Source organism: Companilactobacillus huachuanensis (assembly GCF_005404815.1).
GTDB classification, from domain to species: Bacteria; Bacillota; Bacilli; order Lactobacillales; family Lactobacillaceae; genus Companilactobacillus; species Companilactobacillus huachuanensis.
The window spans coordinates 150,310-169,199 of record NZ_BJDF01000004.1 but is presented as its reverse complement, the minus strand read 5'-3'; the positions used below and the strand labels follow the sequence as shown (position 1 = coordinate 169,199).

At 36.6% G+C, this 18,890-nt stretch carries 11 protein-coding genes and 1 pseudogene; 7 read left to right on the top strand and 5 right to left on the bottom strand.

Annotated features, from left to right (window positions below; genetic code table 11):
• Positions 1-226 precede the first annotated feature (226 nt).
• The gene (locus FFM71_RS03795) at positions 227-523 is read right to left on the bottom strand and encodes a type II toxin-antitoxin system RelE family toxin (protein WP_223876474.1); all 297 of its coding nucleotides are present in this window, start codon (positions 521-523) and stop codon (positions 227-229) included.
• Positions 520-751 (bottom strand): annotated as a pseudogene (gene relB / locus FFM71_RS03790) (type II toxin-antitoxin system RelB family antitoxin). Before relB ends, FFM71_RS03795 begins: the two are co-directional and overlap by 4 nt.
• Positions 752-1,395: 644 nt before the next feature.
• Here relB and FFM71_RS03785 point away from each other — a divergent pair.
• Positions 1,396-4,134, top strand: a complete 2,739-nt coding sequence (locus tag FFM71_RS03785) for a leucine-rich repeat protein (protein WP_137610858.1) — start codon at positions 1,396-1,398, stop codon at positions 4,132-4,134.
• A 394-nt stretch (positions 4,135-4,528) separates the two neighbouring features.
• Here FFM71_RS03785 and FFM71_RS03780 read toward each other — a convergent pair whose 3' ends face one another.
• Entirely contained in the window at positions 4,529-5,521 is a 993-nt protein-coding gene (locus tag FFM71_RS03780) for a helix-turn-helix transcriptional regulator (RefSeq protein WP_137610857.1), read from the bottom strand.
• A gap of 18 nt (positions 5,522-5,539) precedes the next feature.
• Positions 5,540-6,082 carry a TetR/AcrR family transcriptional regulator gene (locus tag FFM71_RS03775; protein ID WP_137610856.1) on the bottom strand — a complete coding sequence of 181 codons (543 nt, stop codon included), beginning with the start codon at positions 6,080-6,082 and terminating at the stop codon, positions 5,540-5,542.
• Positions 6,083-6,540: 458 nt separating this feature from the next.
• Here FFM71_RS03775 and FFM71_RS03770 point away from each other — a divergent pair, with 458 nt between their 5' ends.
• Positions 6,541-7,542, top strand: a complete 1,002-nt coding sequence (locus FFM71_RS03770) for an NADP-dependent oxidoreductase (protein ID WP_137610855.1) — start codon at positions 6,541-6,543, stop codon at positions 7,540-7,542.
• A gap of 466 nt (positions 7,543-8,008) precedes the next feature.
• Here FFM71_RS03770 and FFM71_RS03765 read toward each other — a convergent pair whose 3' ends face one another.
• Positions 8,009-9,835 (bottom strand): FAD-binding protein, encoded by a 1,827-nt coding sequence (locus FFM71_RS03765; RefSeq protein WP_137610854.1) that lies wholly within the window; start codon positions 9,833-9,835, stop codon positions 8,009-8,011.
• Positions 9,836-9,988: 153 nt separating this feature from the next.
• Between FFM71_RS03765 and FFM71_RS03760 the strand changes: the two genes are divergently transcribed.
• From FFM71_RS03760 to FFM71_RS03740, 5 genes are all read left to right on the top strand, one after another.
• The gene (locus tag FFM71_RS03760; RefSeq protein WP_137610853.1) at positions 9,989-10,918 is read left to right on the top strand and encodes an FAD:protein FMN transferase; all 930 of its coding nucleotides are present in this window, start codon (positions 9,989-9,991) and stop codon (positions 10,916-10,918) included.
• A gap of 495 nt (positions 10,919-11,413) precedes the next feature.
• The gene (locus FFM71_RS03755; protein WP_137610852.1) at positions 11,414-12,022 is read left to right on the top strand and encodes an NADPH-dependent FMN reductase; all 609 of its coding nucleotides are present in this window, start codon (positions 11,414-11,416) and stop codon (positions 12,020-12,022) included.
• A gap of 10 nt (positions 12,023-12,032) precedes the next feature.
• Positions 12,033-13,286, top strand: coding sequence for an NAD(P)H-dependent oxidoreductase (locus FFM71_RS03750; RefSeq protein WP_137610851.1), 1,254 nt, complete (start codon positions 12,033-12,035; stop codon positions 13,284-13,286).
• Between the two features lie 2,311 nt (positions 13,287-15,597).
• Entirely contained in the window at positions 15,598-16,950 is a 1,353-nt protein-coding gene (locus tag FFM71_RS03745) for an FAD-dependent oxidoreductase (protein WP_137610850.1), read from the top strand.
• A 414-nt stretch (positions 16,951-17,364) separates the two neighbouring features.
• A complete protein-coding gene (locus tag FFM71_RS03740; RefSeq protein ID WP_137610849.1) occupies positions 17,365-17,691 on the top strand; it encodes a hypothetical protein in 327 nt (108 codons plus the stop codon).
• The last annotated feature ends 1,199 nt before the right edge of the window (positions 17,692-18,890 follow it).

Below are 18,890 nucleotides of genomic sequence, written 5' to 3'. Positions count from 1 at the left end.
CAATGTAATGAAATAAACACAATCTGCCTAACTCCAGTAACTGAAAATCCCTTGGAATCAGTATTTTAAAAAGTGGCTAACTTGTTCTTGCAATTTGCGAAAAATATTTAATCTCCAATGTCAGGTGAACCATAACTATATTTTAAATCTTGATAGGTGTTGGGTAAATGACTATTTTCTTCGACGTATAGGTTAGTTACCACTGCCATAACAAATTTATCAGCTTCTACCTCAGGTTTACGTTTACTAACCCCAATAATCGAAAAAAACTACCCACGAGTGAACAGATAATTGGCATAGATATTTCGACAATAATACGATAGTTACCAATTCTATAACGCCAGTGTCCTGAACGATTAGCGGTTAAACCTTTGTCGATTGTTCTAGAATCATCAATACCATCTATACCATCTATACCATCTATACTTTGATATAGCCAACGAACTATTAATTCAGCTTGATGCATATCCATCTTGCGAAGAGATTTTTGCGCATCATGCGTGAATTGAAGTTTATAACTCATGAAAGAGCACCAAATTCATCCATTATATCTTCCATGGAAACAGTTTTTTTATTGTCTTTAATCCAACGCTTATGGGCTAAGTCAGCAGTTTGTTGATCGGTATTCATCTTCTAGCCGTGTCATTGAATAGTTTTTTAACAAATCAGAAATGCTTATTCCGTAGAACTCAGCCATATATTGTAACCATTCTTTTTCATGTTCAGAAACTCTAATAGTAATCATTGCCATTATATATTTCTCCTTTTCAAATAAAAACTACGAGTTTTACGATTGGTTGCCATTTGTCCTAGATATGATATTAAAATTTTTTTATAAGCAAAACATTGATTCAAAATCGCCTTAATTCCTTAAAAATATCGGTGTTACAATAACTTATAATTTATTGTTGCATTAATCAAATAATGGATTATCTAAATTTAGTTGATTTTTAGAAAAAGTAGTTCGAATACATGCAATAGTTTAGGAATGCTGTTATAATGTACTTGCTAATGATCATAGATACATTTTGATAATGAAATATGATAAAACTCCCAAGGGAAACGCTACGCGTTTCTCTTTTTTTTGTGCCTTTTTGAAGAAAGCTGAGGATCAAGGTAGTTTTATATATACTTCAGCAAGTAAAATACATTTGAATTTATGTTGTTAATTTTTTGTAAAGTAAAGATTAGAAGAATAGGATTAATCAAAAATCAAATTAAAAACAATTCTCTTTATGAATTATGATCCCCAATTAACACAATTTAGTCATATTTATAAAACTACTTTTCTGTAAAGTGATTATAACAAACTGTGCTAAAATTAATATTGTCTTGTATAAATTAATTCATATTAAGAAAGGACATCTGTGATATACGGGTGATTGGTGTTTTTAATTGGCAAATGCACATAAAATTGAACATGATTTATTGTTAGCAAGCGCCACGCTAGTCGGTCTGAGTGCTGGTATGATGGTAGAAACCAATGTTAAAGCTGATTCAACATCCGACTCAGAAAAACCAACCACTGTTGTTGCAGATGATCCAGATAAAGAAGTAGTCGAAGATGATTCTGAGGATGATGATGGTACTTCCAGCAGTTCTGATGACTCATCTAGTGTTGGTGAACAAGTTGGCGATGATTCTGTGGAGCAAAAGACTGAAGATGAAAACACGGCTAGTTCTCAAACAGGGAAGACTGCAGCTGGCAGTGGTTCGGATATTCAGAATAATGGAGATTCAGAATCTGATATTGAGGATCCGAATGAATTAACTGATGTCGCAGTTGACCAACTTCAAGCAGATACTGATGAAACATCTGATTTCAGCTTTAGCGAAGATGCCAATGGTAATTACACAGTAACTGGGTATACTGGTGCAGCCCAAAAGGCGGCTAATGGTGGAGTTGATCCTCAATATTCGACTGATATCACTATTCCTGACACTTATAATGGAAAGCCTGTTATTGCAATTGGTGAGAATGCTTTTAACAATGATGGTAGTAGTAATGATAATTTGTCGATTGTTGAAGGTTTGACTTCAGTTACTATGGGGAATAATTTACAATGGATTTCCGCCAATGCTTTCAAAGGAAACAAGCTGACTTCGGTTAGTTTTACGAATGGTATTTGGTCGATTGGTGCGGGAGCTTTTGAAGACAACGATTTGACAAATGTTGATTTGAATCAGGTTGCTCAAATTAATGACTCTGCTTTTAAGGATAATGATATTGATAAATTAGTTATTCCTGATAAAACAACTGATATTGCTGCAGATGCGTTTGAAAATAATAAGATAACAGATTTAACTTTAGGTAAAAATCTGGTAAATATTAATACATCAGCGTTTGAAAATAATCAAATTGGTGGTGCTATAACATTACCTGAGAGTTTAACGGGCTTAGGTGACCATGCGTTTACTAATAACAAAATTACAGGTGTTAATTTTAATGATAAGTTGACCGTACTTAATACCGGTGTTTTCGAGAATAACGAAATTACCGGTGAATTGACATTGCCTGAGCAGATAGCACAAATGGGTGACCATGCGTTTGCCAACAATAAAATTACTGGTCTGAAATTAAATAATAAAATAACAGTACTCAATACTGGTGTTTTTGAAAATAATGAAATTACTGGTGAATTGATGTTACCGGACCAAATAGCACAAATGGGTGACCAAGCATTTGCTAACAATAAAATTACTAATGTAAAGTTAAACAATACGTTAACCAGATTGAACACTGGTGTTTTCGAAAATAATGATTTACAAGGTACTTTGACGTTGCCAGATAATATAAATTATATTGGTGATAATTCATTTGCTAATAATAAACTTACTGGTTTGGTAATAAATTCTAAGGCTATAACAATTGGTACATCTTCATTTAAAGATAATGAATTGGCCAATACATTAGTTATCCCTGCGAGTGTGACTAACGTTGGTGAGAGTGCATTTGAAGGAAATAGTTTAACTAGGGTAGACTTCGATGGTCACCTCGATAACTTAGGTAATAATGCTTTTAAAGGTAATGATTTACAAATTATCAATAATAGCCAAAATATCAGTACTATTGGCGATGGTGCTTTCTCTGATCAAGGTGGGTTACAAGTGGATGCATATGCTACTTATACACAAGCCTTGGGGATTAAAGCGGCAATCGAGAAGAAACTAAACTTAGTTGATAAAGATTTAGCAGGATTAAAGTTTTCGCTTGATGGGACTCAACTAACTTACAACGAGTATTACGATGCATTAACTCTCCCAACCAAATATCAGGGGCAAAATGTCACAATTGAAGTCACTATGAATTCTGGTGGACAGGATACTGGTTGGTATGGAATTAATAAACTTGAACTTCAACTTATCAAGAAAATGGTCACAGCTGACGTCACAATTCCTAGTAATTTGACCACTGACCCAGTTGTAAAGGGAGTTACCGGTCAAGTTGGGACGAATGTGACTGTCGATGTTCCATCAGTTGACGGTTATGATTCATTTAAGCCAACTCAAGTGAATGCGACGGTAAACGACGATACGATTACGACTACCGACTATGTGACGTACACTAAAAAAACTCCAAGTACTGGTGGAGACTCGGGGAATCCTGATCAAGGCAAACCAACAAATCCAAGCAAGCCGGATAATCCAGATAATTCTGGAACACCAGACGAACCAAACAATCCAGGTACTGATCCTGATGACGGTGGTCAAACAGAGCCAACTGAACCGACAAGTCCAGTTGATCCAACAATACCAATCGAGCCTGAGACACCAAGCGACCCATCCAAGAACCCTGATGAGTCTGGAAATTCTAAAGATAATTCATCGGCAAATAGTGACATCGGTTCCAATAACTCAGGAGTTATCAACAATGGACAGAGTCCAACGAAGACTGCTTCGCAAAATAAGAGTTATGCACAGCCAAGTGTAAAATATGATCATACTCAAATATTTAATTCGCAGAACTCGGTATCACGAGCACTGCTAAACCAAAGCAATGCAATTAATCGGGGAACGATTTCAAATGGTGCAAAACTACCTCAAACAAGTGATAGAACTAATAATTTATCATTGGTAGGTATGATTATGTTAGGAATCGTTGGTTGGTTTGGTTTTAAACGTAAAAAAGAATAGCACGCAAATAGGATGGTCAATTTAATTGATCACCCTATTTTTAATATCTAAAGGTTGGAAGTTTTAGACAAGTATGCCGTTTCCAGAGCTGAGAGTATTCATTTGCTGCGCGGAACGGCCCGAGCCAAAGTGCGGTCTCGAACCTCGGTTGAAGCCTCGCAAAACCCGCGAGTCTTCCACACGCCCGGTGGTGTAATTGCTGAAGCAATAACGCCACTTTCGCTGCAAATGAATACTCTCAGCTCTTCCAACTAGTTTTTTTTATGGCAGGAACAATAAAATAAAGGTTTCTGATTATTTAAATAGAGTAGCACTGGGCCTGTAACAATAATGGTTATATTAATTTTTCGCCCTTCATTCTTTAGGAATTTTATGATGAAAAGCTATTCAAAATTTAATAACCATCCAAAGTTTCCTGAAGTTCTTTCTTAACTGCTGCGATTAAAGTCTGTGGAGATTTCACTGTAACAAGATTTCCTTGGCTCAAGACCCACATCTTGGCACCATTGAAAAACATATTTCCAGAAATAACGACACTGCCGTCAGGATTCTTGAAAATTTTTCCTGATTCGGTTCGTTTGATTTTTGAATTAGGCAACTGATCCAAAGCAGCAGGATAATAGCCTCGATAATTAAATTCATAAGAGATGGCGCTACCACTATTTAAACGATAGGATTTATTTCGAATTGATTCCTCATCTTCAAATTTTTCTCGCGGAACTTCAAATGATTTTCGTTTCACTGTAATTGATTGGAATCGGTCCAACCGATATACATAAGTTATGCCGTCATCGAAGTTCTCCATTTTTTCAGAGTTCAAACGATACATAATCACGTAAAAATAGTTGCCGGAAAAATATAAACTTAGCGGTAAACCAATTCTCGTTTTATGTGAATGACCAGCCGGATTACTGTCACGATAGTTAAAAGAAATTGCTTTTTTGTTTTGAATAATATCTTGGAACTTTTTGACACGATCTATAAGGTCATTATCTTGGTTGACAGGCAAATAACCACCAGTTTTCAATGACGTCATCATATTGTTGATTTCTTCTTGATGTTCAGATGAGACGAATTCGGCAAGACTGCCTGATATTTTGTTTAATTCAGTTTTTCCAAAAGCTCGGCTACCGATTAACACTTTCATAATTGCGAGAATTTCTTCGAAAGGCAAAAAATCGTTATGAGTTAGATAATAAATATCTGATTTTGTATCGTGATGAAATTTTAAGTGGTCAGTTGTTTTAATGATACGATGAATTGTTGTCATATCACGTCGAATGGAACGTGAGTCACAACTATATAACGTCGCATTTTCCCTTGTATCTATTTTCCCGCCACAGATCATTTTGAAAAGTGTATTTGAAATTCGAACATTACTATCCATTTTGATATGTCCTTTCCGTTACAGACCATTTTTAATTAAATCCCATAGCATTTCAAAACGCTTGTTGTAATTGGGATCATTCCAGGTTTCTTTAAAATTGGGCAATGTGAGAATTGAAAAAGCAGCTAGGATAATCTCTGACTTTTCAAAATCATCAACTGGATAATTCATAATAGAATTCATCTGTTGATATGCACTGATAAGTACATTATGCAGAGCTATGGGGTTGTTGTCGATGTATTCAGTATTCAAAGCGAACATCCGAGGATTATTATTGAAAGTATTTTTTTTGGCATTGACGAAAGCCCATAACCAATCGTGCAGTTGTCCTTCTGAAGAGCCATCATTTGAAATATTAATTTGTTGAATGATTTCACGATTAAACCAAGCTGAAGCTACGGCTTCCCAGAGTGCTTGTTTATTGCGAAAATGTTTATACAATGCTGCGTGGGAAAGCCCAAGTGTCGAGGCTATTTGATCCAAAGTTACATCGGTATTGCCTGTCTGCATGATTAGGTTTTCAGCAGTTGTGAGAATTTTATCCCGAGTATTATGAGCCATATTTAACAGAGACTCCTTTGTAGATTTTTTAATCTGAAGGTTTATTAAAGTATGCCGTTTCCAGAGCCGAGCGTATTCATATGCTGCGCGGAACGGCCCGAGCCAGAAAGCGGTCTCGAACCTCGGTTGAAGCCTCGCAAAAACCGCGAGTCTTCAACGCGCCCGGTGGTGTAATTGCTGAAGCAATAACGCCACTTTCGCCGCAAATGAATACGCTCAGCTCTTCCAACTAATATATTTCTTATGAATGGATAATCCTTTCGGTCATTAGATAAATTAATTCTAGGATTATCACAGTAGAAGTTGCATCAAATTATACTCTCTTAATCTTTGATTTTATTCTAACATAAAAGTATCACAAGTAACTTTATTTGATTTTTGTAACTAAAAAAGTTAAAATTTCTTTGGTTACAAAATGATAGAAAAGTTACTTAATGAGTTTAAGAGGAGAATTTTAAATGCAAGCGGCTCAATTAATGAAATATGATAAGAATTTTAAGTTAGTTGTTAAAGATATTGCTATTCCAACGCCTAATAAAAATGAAGTTTTGGTTAAAGTTAAAGTGGCAGCGGTCAATCCTTTAGAAATGTTGATTGGTACCGGGAGTGTCAAACTGATTCAAGATTACAAAATGCCTTTAACAATGGGCAATGAATTATCAGGTGTTATTGAGTCTGTTGGTAAAAATGTGGATAACTTTAATATCGGTGACGAAGTATATTCTCGATTACCATTAACCAAAATTGGTGCCTTTGCGGAATATGTTGCAGTTGATTATCGAGCCATAGCTTTGAAACCTAAAAATTTGGATTTTGTTCACAGTGCTGCTGTTCCTTTGACTGGATTAACGGCCTACCAAGGGGTGACTGAAGAGTTGCAAGCACAGTCTGGACAAAGTGTCATGATTCCTGGTGGCTCTGGTTCGTTTGGTCAAATGGCAATTCCAATTGCTAAACAACTTGGTTTGAAAGTCATGGTCAGTGGTAACGCCCGTTCCAAACAATCCTCATTAGAGATGGGTGTTGATCAATATTTCGATTATCGTAAAGAGAATTATTGGGAACATTTGAAAGATATCGATTATGTTATTGATACGATCGGTAAAAAGGAATTTGACCATGAGTTACAAATTTTGAAACCACGAGGAAGAGTACTGTCATTGATAATGGGTCCCAATCGTCAATTTGCGAAGAATCGTCATTTATCATTCTTGAAGACGACTTTATTCTCGATTGCTGGTAGCCCCATTGATAAGCAAGCTAGAAAATCAGATGTTGATTATCGCTTTATTTTTGTCAGGAGTGATGGGGAACAATTAAAAAAGATCACCCAAATTGTTGAAACTAATCAAATCAAACCGGCGGTTGATCCAACGGAATTTAAATTAGCCGATATTAACGAAGCTCTAAATTATGTTGCTACTGGACACCCAAAGGGAAAAGTTGTTATTAGTTTTTAGAGAATATTAAAAGGTTGAAGGTTTAGTTAAGTATGCCGTTTCCAGATCTGAGAGTATTCAATTGCTGCGCGGAACGGCCCGAGCCAAGGAGCGGTCTCGAACCTCGGTTGAAGCCTCGCAAAACCCGCGAGTCTTCAACTCGCCCGGTGGTGTAATTGTTGAAGCAATAACGCCACTTTCGCTGCAAATGAATACTCTCAGCTCTTCCAACTAGTTTATTTTTTGGCAGGAACAATAAAACTAAGGCTTCAAATTATTTAAGTAAATTAGCTCTAGGCCTGTCACAGTAATATTTATATCACTTTTTTTCAATCTTAAGAGAATATAAAATAATAGAGAAAGCAAAAGGAAGCCATTTTTCTAAATGAAAAGTGGCTTCCTTTTTAATAATTGAAGATTAAAAGGCAAAAATTAATATAGCTATTGGCATTGTAGTTCTGGAAATGGCAGTTACCAATTATAAATACTATTTAACTTGATTCAATGCGTTGGCAACGGCTTCTTTAATAGCTTTGCTTGAAGCAGATGCGCCTGAAACGGTATCAACATTGACTGAATTCTTAGCAACAATTTCTTTAGGTAATTCTTTAACAGCTTTGAGACCGTAATCGTCGGACTCGCTTTGTTTCAAAACTTCGATGTTTTGAATATCGTCTTTACTGTCGGCTGTGACGCGGACAACGATTTCGTTACCCATACCAGCGGTTGATTTTCCGATATATTGATTGTCTTTTGTTTCGTAGTGTTCGTCAACAACGTCAGATCCTAGGCCTGATTCGTGAACGCTAGCAGATGATTCAGCGTCAAGCTTTGGTTCGTCAACTTTGATTTCATCTTTAGCTTTGGCGGCGTTTTCACCAGCAATCTTACCAAAAATTAAGTTTTCGGCCAAGTTACTACCACCGTTATATTGGCGTCCCATCAAACTTCCTAGTTCACCAATAGCGTAGAGATGAGGAATAACAACGTCGTCACCATCAACTACTTCAGCTTTTGAAGTGTGAACGGGACCACCTTGGGTATTCAAGAGACCTTGTACCATGGCAAGTGCATAATATGGGCCATTATCGAAGGCTGTCAAGGTTTCAGGGTCACGGTTGTATGCGTAATCACGTTGGACGTCAGCGAAGTGATTGAAGTCTTTGATCGTGCCGGTTAGCTTAGCAACATCAACGTTCATAACTTCTGCAAGACTTTCAATATCATCAGCTTTAACAACGGAGTCCATGAATTCTGGATATGGAGCGTTTTTATCACTTGTCAATTCGTCATACTTCTTTTGGTCAAAGACAACGTATGGATGACGTGGAGCTAATAGAATTCTCCAGTTACCATGATTATTGATGTGACCATGTCTGTGAATTTCATTTTCATCGAAGTAACGTGTGCCATCATCACCGACAACAATTAAGCTACCTTGGTGGAAAGCAGGCCAGTCGAATGGTAGGAATTGTGAGCGTTGACCTTTAGCAGGCTTAGGGGTCAAACCATGGAAAATACCGTAGGCTTCGTAATTGTCCATATTATAAAGTTTAGCACCGACTTCACTGGCCATTTTGACACCGATACCCTTGTTATAAAGTGAGCCGATTGGGTTCAAGCTTGTTTCTCCAAGGTAGGTTTCGACCATTTGAGGATTGTTTTCAAAACCACCAGTTGCCATAACGACACCGTTTTTGGCTCTGACATTCAAGTCCTTGCCATCACGCTTAATTTGAACACCAACAATTGCCTTAGTAGTAGGACTTTGAATCAAGTGTTCAGCTGGTGTGCTGTATAAAACATCAATTTTATCGGCACGATCTAAGACTTGTTGACGCAAGTTTTTCCAGAGAGCAGAATCAGCGACACCTTCATGCATGGCGACCAAATCATGAGTTGCTTGGCCACGGAATTCGGGATATTCATGAGCCATAAAGTGTAAGGCCTTTGAAACAGGGGATTCGGGATGATCTCTCATAATAAATGGTTTAACACCTAGATAATTTTCCAAATAATCAGGAATACGATATAAACCTTGGATGTAAGTTTCCATTAAATCCTTATCGTATGACAAAGGAAAAGCCAGGTCCTGGTAATACTTGCGCAAGTCATCTAGGTTAGCACCAGTAGAAATAACTTGCCCAGCGTAACGAGTATTGCCACCTTCATGACCTTCGGGAGCTGAATCTGTAATTAAAACTTTGGCACCATTATCAGCCGCAAATCTGGCAGCAGAAGCACCAGCGCCACCGAAACCAAGAACGACGACATCATATGTTGCGTCCCATTTTAAATTTGAATTATCAAACATATCATTCACTCCATTTCCTCTTAATGATACGATAAATATAACTCTAATTATAAAACTTGTGAACAAGTTCCTTTTGTCGAAAACGACATAAAAGACTATGATAGGGAATATTCACGATAATAAAATATTTTTAAAATGAATTGAGGAATATTTATGAGTTTAATCAATAAGAATTATTACGCCTTAGGAACAGTGATCAATTTGTCAGTTGCTGAACCTGCTGATGAAAAAGATTTGGATGCTGGTTATGAAATGATTCAACGTTTTGAAGATAAGCTAACCGTTAATCGAGAAAAATCAGAAGTAATGTCGATAAATCATAATGCTGGAATTAAAGCTGTAGCGGTACCGGAAGATACTTATGGCTTGATTAAACGTGCCGTTTTGGTCAGTCGTAAACACTTGGGATTCAATGTTGCCATCGGACCCTTAGTGAAACTTTGGAAAATTGGGTTCAAAGGTGCTAATAGACCCAGTGATGCCGACATCAAAGAAAGACTGAAGATTATTGATCCTGAACATATTCAACTGGATGATGAGAAAAAGACTGTTTTCTTACTGGACAAAGGTATGGAAATTGATTTAGGCGGCATTGCCAAAGGGTATATTGCTGACCAAATTAAGCAATTATGGTTGGGGCGTGGCGTTAAAACAGGCATTATTGATCTTGGTGGCAACGTGTTATTAGTAGGACCAAGTCAACATGCTGATAAACTGTGGACAGTTGGAGTCCAAAATCCAATTAAGCCAAGAGATGTTTCACTAGGTGCTGTAAAAACCGTTGCTAAATCTATTGGAACCTCAGGTATTTATGAGCGTAAGTTAATTATTGATGGTCACGAATATCATCATATGTTCGACTCTAAAACGGGCTATCCAATCAAAAATAATTTGGCCAGCGTAACGATAATCAGTGATAAATCAATTGATGGTGAAATTTGGTCTACCATTGGTTTCTATCAAGGAATCAAGCAAGGAAAGGCCTTGATTGAAGCTCAGCCAGGTATTGAAGCAGTTTTCATTACTAAAGATTTACAAGCTGTTGAAACAAGTGGCCTACAAGAGAAATTCACTTTGATGTAATTGATTTCTATCGTGAAAAAATTTACAATTACCGAGACACAAAATATAAATGGATACGTATGGTGCCAGTTAACAATTATCACAAATATTCGCAGCAATTTTATTTTAGAATCTAAAGGTTGAAAGTATAAGTAAGTATGCCGTGCCGTTTCCAGAGCTGAGAGTATTCAATTGCTGCGCGGGACGGACCGAGCCAGAAAGCGGTCTTGAGCCTCGGTTGAAGACTCGCAAAACCCGCGAGTCTTCAACGCGCCCGGTGGTGTAATTGCTGAAGCAATAACGCCACTTTCGCTGCAAATGAATACTCTCAGCTCTTCCAACTAATTTATTTTTTATAGCGGGACAGTAAAATAAAGACTTCTGCTTATTTAAATAAATTAGTTCTAAGCCTGTAATAATGGTTAGATTAAATTCTCGCCTTTCAACCTTCAGTTTAGAATTTAAAATAGGATGGATATTTAACTAGTACCAAACGTAAATGGGATGATTAATTATATGAATAAATTTGTTGCTATTGTTGGATCCAATTCTAACAAATCAACTAATCGCGAATTATTGCAATACATGCAAAAACATTTTCAAAATCAAGCTGAAATTGAATTAGTTGAAATTAAGGGTTTGCCTATTTTCAAGAAGAGTGCCGACAGATTCGTACCTCAAGAGGCTAAGGATATCGCTACAAAGATCGAAGCAGCCGATGGTGTTATTATTGCTACACCTGAATATGACCACTCGATCACCGCTGCTTTAACAAGTGCCTTGGCATGGTTGTCGTACGGAATCCATCCATTTGTTGACAAGCCAGTGATGATTACCGGTGCTTCTTATGGATCACTTGGATCCTCACGTGCTCAGTCACAATTAAGACAAATTTTGGATTCACCAGAATTGAAAGCTCGTATTATGCCAAGTTCAGAATTCTTGTTGGGACATTCATTACAAGCGTTTGATGAAGATGAAAACTTAAAGGATCCTAACGAGGTTAAACAATTGGATGGCCTCTTTAAAGATTTCGTCCAATTTGTTAATATTTCCAAACAATTGAACAATGCCAATGTTGTTAATAAGCATAAGGCAGAGCAATTTTCATGGGATAAGGATTAGGAGGATTAACATGAAATTAGTTGGTATTGCAGGATCAATTGCTGATCAATCATACAACCGAACATTACTAAAATTTATTGCTAAACGTTTTGAAGGTCTAGTTGATATTGAGGTGCTGGATATTAATGATGTGCCAGTATTTAACCAAGACGACGACCAAACAAATTGTGCTGCTATTCAAAACTTATGTAAAAAAATCGAAGGTGCTGACGGTGTGATCATCGCCACTCCAGAACATAATCACACGGTACCAGCGGCATTGAAGAATGTGATTGAATGGCTTTCGTATGAAGTTCATCCATTTGATGCCAAACCAGTCATGATTGTTGGTGCTTCGTATCACACTCAAGGCTCATCCAGAGCTCAATTACATTTGAGACAAATTCTCGAAGCACCAGGTGTTAATGCCATTGTCCTTCCTGGAAATGAATTTTTATTGGGTGACGTAAAGAATGCCTTTGACGAAAATGGTGACCTTAAGGATCAAAGAACTGTTGATTTTCTACAATCAACTCTTCAAAATTTCATCCGTTTCGCCAAAGTCATTAATATGATCGGCCAAACAACAGATTATGAAGAAGAAGACTTGAGTGCCAAGAATGGTACTGATACAACTGTTCAGGGCGTTGATATGAATGCTGACGATTGGTTGGATCAAGCTGCTAAGAAAGTTAATGCTGTTGAGGGTGACAGTTATGTCAAGCTAGATAGCGGATTGCTGACAGTTGATCAACTGAATTATTTCCTAAAAACTATTCCAATTGAATTGACATACGTTGATGAGAATAATCAATTTATTTATTACAACGATTTCCTGCCAACTGAGAAGATGCTGGCCAAACGCACACCTGCTCAAGTTGGTGATGCTCTAGATAAAGTTCACCCACAAATTTCAAGCGTCCTCAAACACGTCAAGCAAGTTATAAATACTTTGAGAACGGGCAAGACAGATTTAGTTTCAATGCCAGTTCCCGGTAATGATGAAAAAACTCACGTCGTGCACTATTACAAGGCTATGCACGATGAAGCTGGGAATTATAAAGGGGTCAACGAATGGGCGGTTGATATTAAACCAATTGTTGATGAGTATCTCAGAGAAACTGGTCAAAAATTAGTTAATGATCCTAATGCCAGAGTAGATGCAATTACAGGTGCTTCAGAGAACCCCGAAGTTGACACTACAACTGGTGCATCAGATACATTACAAAAAATTGCTAAGCCAGAAGTAAAAATAGATACAACATCAAGTGCTTCAAAACACTAAAATTAATTTTAAAGCGTTTGTGTCGATCATTAAATATTAACTAAAGGTTGAAAGTATGCCGTTTCCAGAGCTGAGAGTATTCAATTGCTGCGCGGAACGGCTCGAGCCAGAAAGCGGTCTCGAGCCTCGGTTGTTTGAAGCCTCGCAAAACCCGCGAGTCTTCAACACGCCCGGTGGTGTAATTGCTGAAGCAATAGCGCCACTTTCGCGGCAAATGAATACTCTCAGCTCTTCCAACTAATTTATTTCTTTAATAACAGGAACAATAAAACGAATATTTCTGATTATCTATAAATTGACTCCACGCCTTTAACAACACTGGTTACATTTTTCTCATCTTTCAATCTTTAGATATTAAAATAAAATGAGCTGTATCACACCTAAGTATCTTTACTTTTTTAGCGTGATTCAGCTCAATTTTTTTTAATGATGGGAATAAAATGAAGACTTCCGCTTATCTAGAAGAATTAGCTCTAAGCTTGGAAGAACAATAGCTATATTAATTTCTTGCTTTTCAGCCTTTAGTAACTAATAAAACTAAACTAGCTCGGAGACGTCCAACTTGAAATGGTATATACAAATTTATTCGAACAAAAAAAACAAGCTTGTCTGAGGAGGACAGGCTTGTTTTTTACCATATATGTAACGGCATTACCAGTAGTGTCAGGGGTAAGATATGAACGCTTGTGAGGTTTCCATATTTATCAAATAGAGAGAGGGATTCGCTAATTAATGAAAGCATTCAAAGTAAATTATTTTAAGGGATATGCATTTGAGGGTGGGAAGTAAAATTGATTGAGGGGGCAATTTTATTTCCGAATGCAAGTAAACTTTATTGGTAACGATATGAGGATGTATCGCAACCTTCATTAAGAATTAAAAGAAGGAATTGTTTGATTATATCTTTACCCCTTTCACAAGTAATAATATACCATATATGTTTAAACATGTCATTTCATAATAGAAAAAATATTTTTTATAAATATGACACGATTTTTATAAAAAAGCAGTTATTTGTTAAATATCTGAGGGTTGAAAGTATGCCGTTTCCAGAGCTGAGAGTATTCAATTGCTGCGCGGAACGGCCCGAGCCAAAGTGCGGTCTCGAGCCTCGCAAAAAACCTCGAGTTTTCAACGCGCCCGGTGGTGTAATTGCTGAAGCAATAACGCCACTTTCGCTGCAAATGAATACTCTCAGTTCTTCCAACTAGTTTTTTTATAATACGAATGTCTAATTGTTATCTTTTCGTTATCTTTTGCTATTTAAATAAATTTAATTTAGGACTATCAGAGCACTGTTTATATCACCTTTTCACCTCTCAGCCTTTATTTAAATATATTATTCAAAGATTGAGGGGTATTTATGTCAGATTTGACATGTTCCAGCTTCAGGTACAGTCTCAGGTTTTAAGTTGTTTTTAAAGATCTATAAAACGGTAGTTTTTAAAACTGGTACATGGCTGAAATATTACGAACTATATCAGTAGCATAAAAAATGAGTCAGATGAGTGAGAGTAGCAACCAGCTGTGGGTGTGGCGTTACGGCTTCAGCCGTTACACCACCGGGCGAGTTTGGATACTTGCGGGTTTTGCAAGGATTCAAACCGAGATTCGAGACCGTACCTCAGGCTCGAATCGGTCCGCATAGCAGGTTGCTACTCTCACTCATCTGACGGCAGCCCCCCCAAAAAAAAACAAGCTCATCTTGGGGGGATGGACTTGTTTTTTGCTACAAGAATGTGTAGCGACATTACCAGTAGTGTCAGGGGTAAGATATGAATGCTTGTGAGGTTTCCATATTTGTCAAATAGAGAGGGATTTGTTAATTAATTAACGAAAGCATTCAAAGTAAATTATTTGTAATGGGATAACGTATATAAATGGGAATTGATTGAGGGGGGCAATTCTCACTTAAATAGTACGTAAGCTTTAGGTCAACGATATGAGGATGTGTATCGCAACCTTATTAAGAGTTAAAAAAGGAAGGAATGCATTTAATCATATCTATACCTCTTTCACATGTACAATATATCACATGTGTTTAGACAATTAAATTCATTTTAGGAAAAAATATTTATTTATATTTAATAGAATAAATATGATGATCTGCTATATTATTACGGTAACCTAATTTTTTCGACACTAGGCAAAATAATACACATATTTGGGAAAAATGAGGTGTAAATAAGCAAAATTATAGCTAACATTCTTAAAATTTATAATTTTGATATATTTTTTTAAATATAATGTAAGCGCTTTAATTATGGTAGAATGTTAACTATAATATTACTTAAAAAGGGTGGTTTTTATTATGAAGGTAAGTATTGTAGGTTGTACGCACGCTGGAACATTTTCCGCGATGAACATTCTCAAGGAACATCCTGATTGGGAAGTTTCTGTTTTTGAACGTAATGATAATCTTTCTTTCCTATCCTGTGGAATCGCTTTGTGGGTCAGTGACCGTGTGTCAGATCCTAACAAGATGTTCTACGCAAGCCCTGAAGCTTTGACAGATATGGGTGCTCATATGCATATGCAACACGATGTTACAAATATTGATTTTGATAATAAGAAATTAGCTGTTAAAAATCTTGTTAATGGAGAAACTTTTGAACAACCATATGACAAGCTAGTAATTACAACTGGTTCAGCTCCAGTCGTTCCTCCAATCCCTGGAATTGATTCAAGTCACGTAATGCTTTGCAAAAACTGGACCAATGCTAAAGAATTGAGAGAAAAGGCCGCTGATATTAAAAGTGCCATTGTTATTGGTGCTGGTTATATTGGAGCAGAATTAGCCGAAGGTTATGCTACTTTGGGTAAGGAAACGACCTTGATCGATGCTTTACCACATGTTTTAGCAAAGAACTTTGACCCTAATATGTCAGCTATTGCCGAAAAAGATTATCTCGACAATGGGGTAACGCTTGGCATGGGTGAAAAAGTTGAGTCATTTGAGGACACTGGTAATGGTGTGATTGTTAAAACTGACAAGAACAGCTATGAAGCTGATATTGCCGTTATGTGTGTTGGTTTCCGTCCCAACACTAAGATGTTTGCCGATGAATTTGACACCTTACCAAATGGTGCATTAATTGTGGATAAGTATATGCATACAAGTAAGGAAAATGTCTTCTCAGCTGGAGATGCTGCCTCAGTTCACTATAATCCAACTAATGATAATCAATATATTCCATTGGCAACAAATTCAGTTCGCCAAGGTATTTTAGTGGGTAAGAATATTGAAAAAGATACTGCCGTATATATGGGTACTCAAGCTAGTTCAGCAGTTGAACTATTTGGTAGAACATATGCTGCTAGCGGTTTAACAAAAGATCACGCTGAAGTATTGGGTAAGAATGTTGAGACTGTATCACTTGAAGATAATTATCGTCCTGAATTTATGTTATCCACAACTCCAGTCTTGATGAACCTCGTTTGGGATCCAGAAACAAGAGTTGTTTTAGGAGGCGCTTTGACAAGTAAGTATGATGTTTCACAATCAGCAAACTTATTGTCATTAGCTATCCAAAAGAAAGTTACGATAGATGAATTATCAATGGTCGACTTTTTATTCCAACCAAACTTTGATAAACCAGTTAACTATGTTAGTGCTCTAGCCGGTGCTGCTGTAGAGAAAGCAGATTCTAAAGTAGCTGAATAGAAACACTCCCTGAGTAGAATAAAACAAAATAAAAAAGTAGCCATTTTTGGCTGCTTTTTTATTTTGCTTAAAGTATAGTTGGGGCAGTTAGATGATCAATAAAGGAATCGAATTGAAAGTATTAAATTTCTAAAGGTTGAAAGTTTAATTAAGTATGCCGTTTCCAGAGCTGAGAGTATTCAATTGTTTCGTGGAACGGCCCGAGCCAAGGTGCGGTCTCGAACCTCGGTTCGCTGCAAATGAATACTCTCAGTTCTTCCAACTAATTTTTTTATTACAAGAACAATAAAATGAGGACTTTTGATTTGTTTAAATTAATTGGCTATAAGCCTGTAACAACAACGGTTGTATTAAGTTTTTACCTTTCAACCTTTAGTTAAATTTTGTTACTTAGAAAAATTGGGGGATAGACTTGTGGATAATGATAGCAATTTTATTATGCATCGGAATAAATCAGCTGAGGACTTTGATGTTGTGATTGATGACCATGGTTCTCAGAAAACCGAGGCCATTTATCAACAGCAGGGTTCGGATGGTAAAATTTATCAGGATTTGAATAATTTATTGGAACATCACAAGTATGAGAATGCGGTTCGCTATGTGTATGATCAGAAATTTGAACTGGAGCGGGGCAGCTATTATCAACTTGGTGAATGGTTAACTAAACGACTACAAGCTGATAAGGATATTGATCCAGCTTTGTTAAATGAATTTGTTACTAATATGAATAAGTATAAGTAGAGTACCTCGTAACATATGAATACTTTCGGCTCTGGAAACGGAATAATGTATCAAACTTTCAACTTTTAGTTAATAAGTACTTAACGAAACAATGTTTAGTCTTCACATTTAATTCAAACTTTCCTCCAGCCAACTTCATAATCTCTCGTTACTATGTATACATAGTCAAATATGGCTATTAAAAAACGAGGTGAAGAATATGAAAAAACATCCATTTATTGTTCTAACGGGTGTATCAGTTTTAGCTGCTGCATGCACTAAAATCATCAGAAGTCACAACGAAAAGAAATTTTTAAACTAATTCACTACAAACAAAAATACAAAAATACATGAATAAAATCATTCACATTCAAAACAAAATCAATCAAAAATAAATCTGAGGTAAAATATATGAAAAAAAATATGACAGAGGCTTGCGCAAGCAAGCTTTTTTTGTGACCTCATTTTTGCATTTATCCGTGATATCCCATATTATTTGAGTAGTTAGTAAGCGATTAAAAAGCAAAAAAATATATTTAACACCTGTGGTGCTAGTTAAATATACCGTCTACAGAGCTGGAAAATATTCACTAGCTGTGCGGAACGGTTCGAGCCAAAATACGGTCTCGAACCACGGCACACAAATATTTTCCAGCTCTTTCGACTAGTTAATTGTTCATAAATTGAGTATAAAAAGGCTCAATTGTTTTATATCCAGCCTGTTTTAAATTTTAATTTGGAATATATAATTGATGCGAATATTTGCAATTAATTATCAACTAGCACCATGCGTATTTAACATATTGTGTTTGTTAAATATTTCTCGGCACTTCCAATTAGTTTACTGAAGGTTGAAAGGTGAAAAGGTGATATAAACATTGCTGTTACAGTCCTAAATTCAATTCATTTACCAATTTAGTTCAATGGCAAGAGATCACAGTTGGACAGTCTTATTATTAAAAAACTAGTTGGAAGAGATGAGAGTATTCATTTGCCGCGAAAGTGGCGTTATTGCTTCAGCAATTACACCACCGGGCGTGTTGAAGACTCGCGGGTTTTGCGAGGCTTCAACCGAGATTCGAGACCGCCTTTTGGCTCGAATCGTACCGCGCAGCAATTGGATACTCTCATCTCTGGAAACGGCACGGCATACTTACCTAAACTTTCAACCTTTAGATAGAATTAATAAAACCAAGACTTCTGATTATTTAACTGTTAAT

Bases quoted from the DNA above. Each gene is read 5' to 3' on its own strand.
- FFM71_RS03795 (WP_223876474.1), bottom strand. From the start codon at position 523: ATGAGTTATAAACTTCAATTCACGCATGATGCGCAAAAATCTCTTCGC.
- FFM71_RS03780 (WP_137610857.1), bottom strand. From the start codon at position 5,521: ATGGATAGTAATGTTCGAATTTCAAATACACTTTTCAAAATGATCTGT.
- FFM71_RS03775 (WP_137610856.1), bottom strand. From the start codon at position 6,082: ATGGCTCATAATACTCGGGATAAAATTCTCACAACTGCTGAAAACCTA.
- FFM71_RS03770 (WP_137610855.1), top strand. From the start codon at position 6,541: ATGCAAGCGGCTCAATTAATGAAATATGATAAGAATTTTAAGTTAGTT.
- FFM71_RS03765 (WP_137610854.1), bottom strand. From the start codon at position 9,835: ATGTTTGATAATTCAAATTTAAAATGGGACGCAACATATGATGTCGTC.
- FFM71_RS03760 (WP_137610853.1), top strand. From the start codon at position 9,989: ATGAGTTTAATCAATAAGAATTATTACGCCTTAGGAACAGTGATCAAT.
- FFM71_RS03755 (WP_137610852.1), top strand. From the start codon at position 11,414: ATGAATAAATTTGTTGCTATTGTTGGATCCAATTCTAACAAATCAACT.
- FFM71_RS03750 (WP_137610851.1), top strand. From the start codon at position 12,033: ATGAAATTAGTTGGTATTGCAGGATCAATTGCTGATCAATCATACAAC.
- FFM71_RS03745 (WP_137610850.1), top strand. From the start codon at position 15,598: ATGAAGGTAAGTATTGTAGGTTGTACGCACGCTGGAACATTTTCCGCG.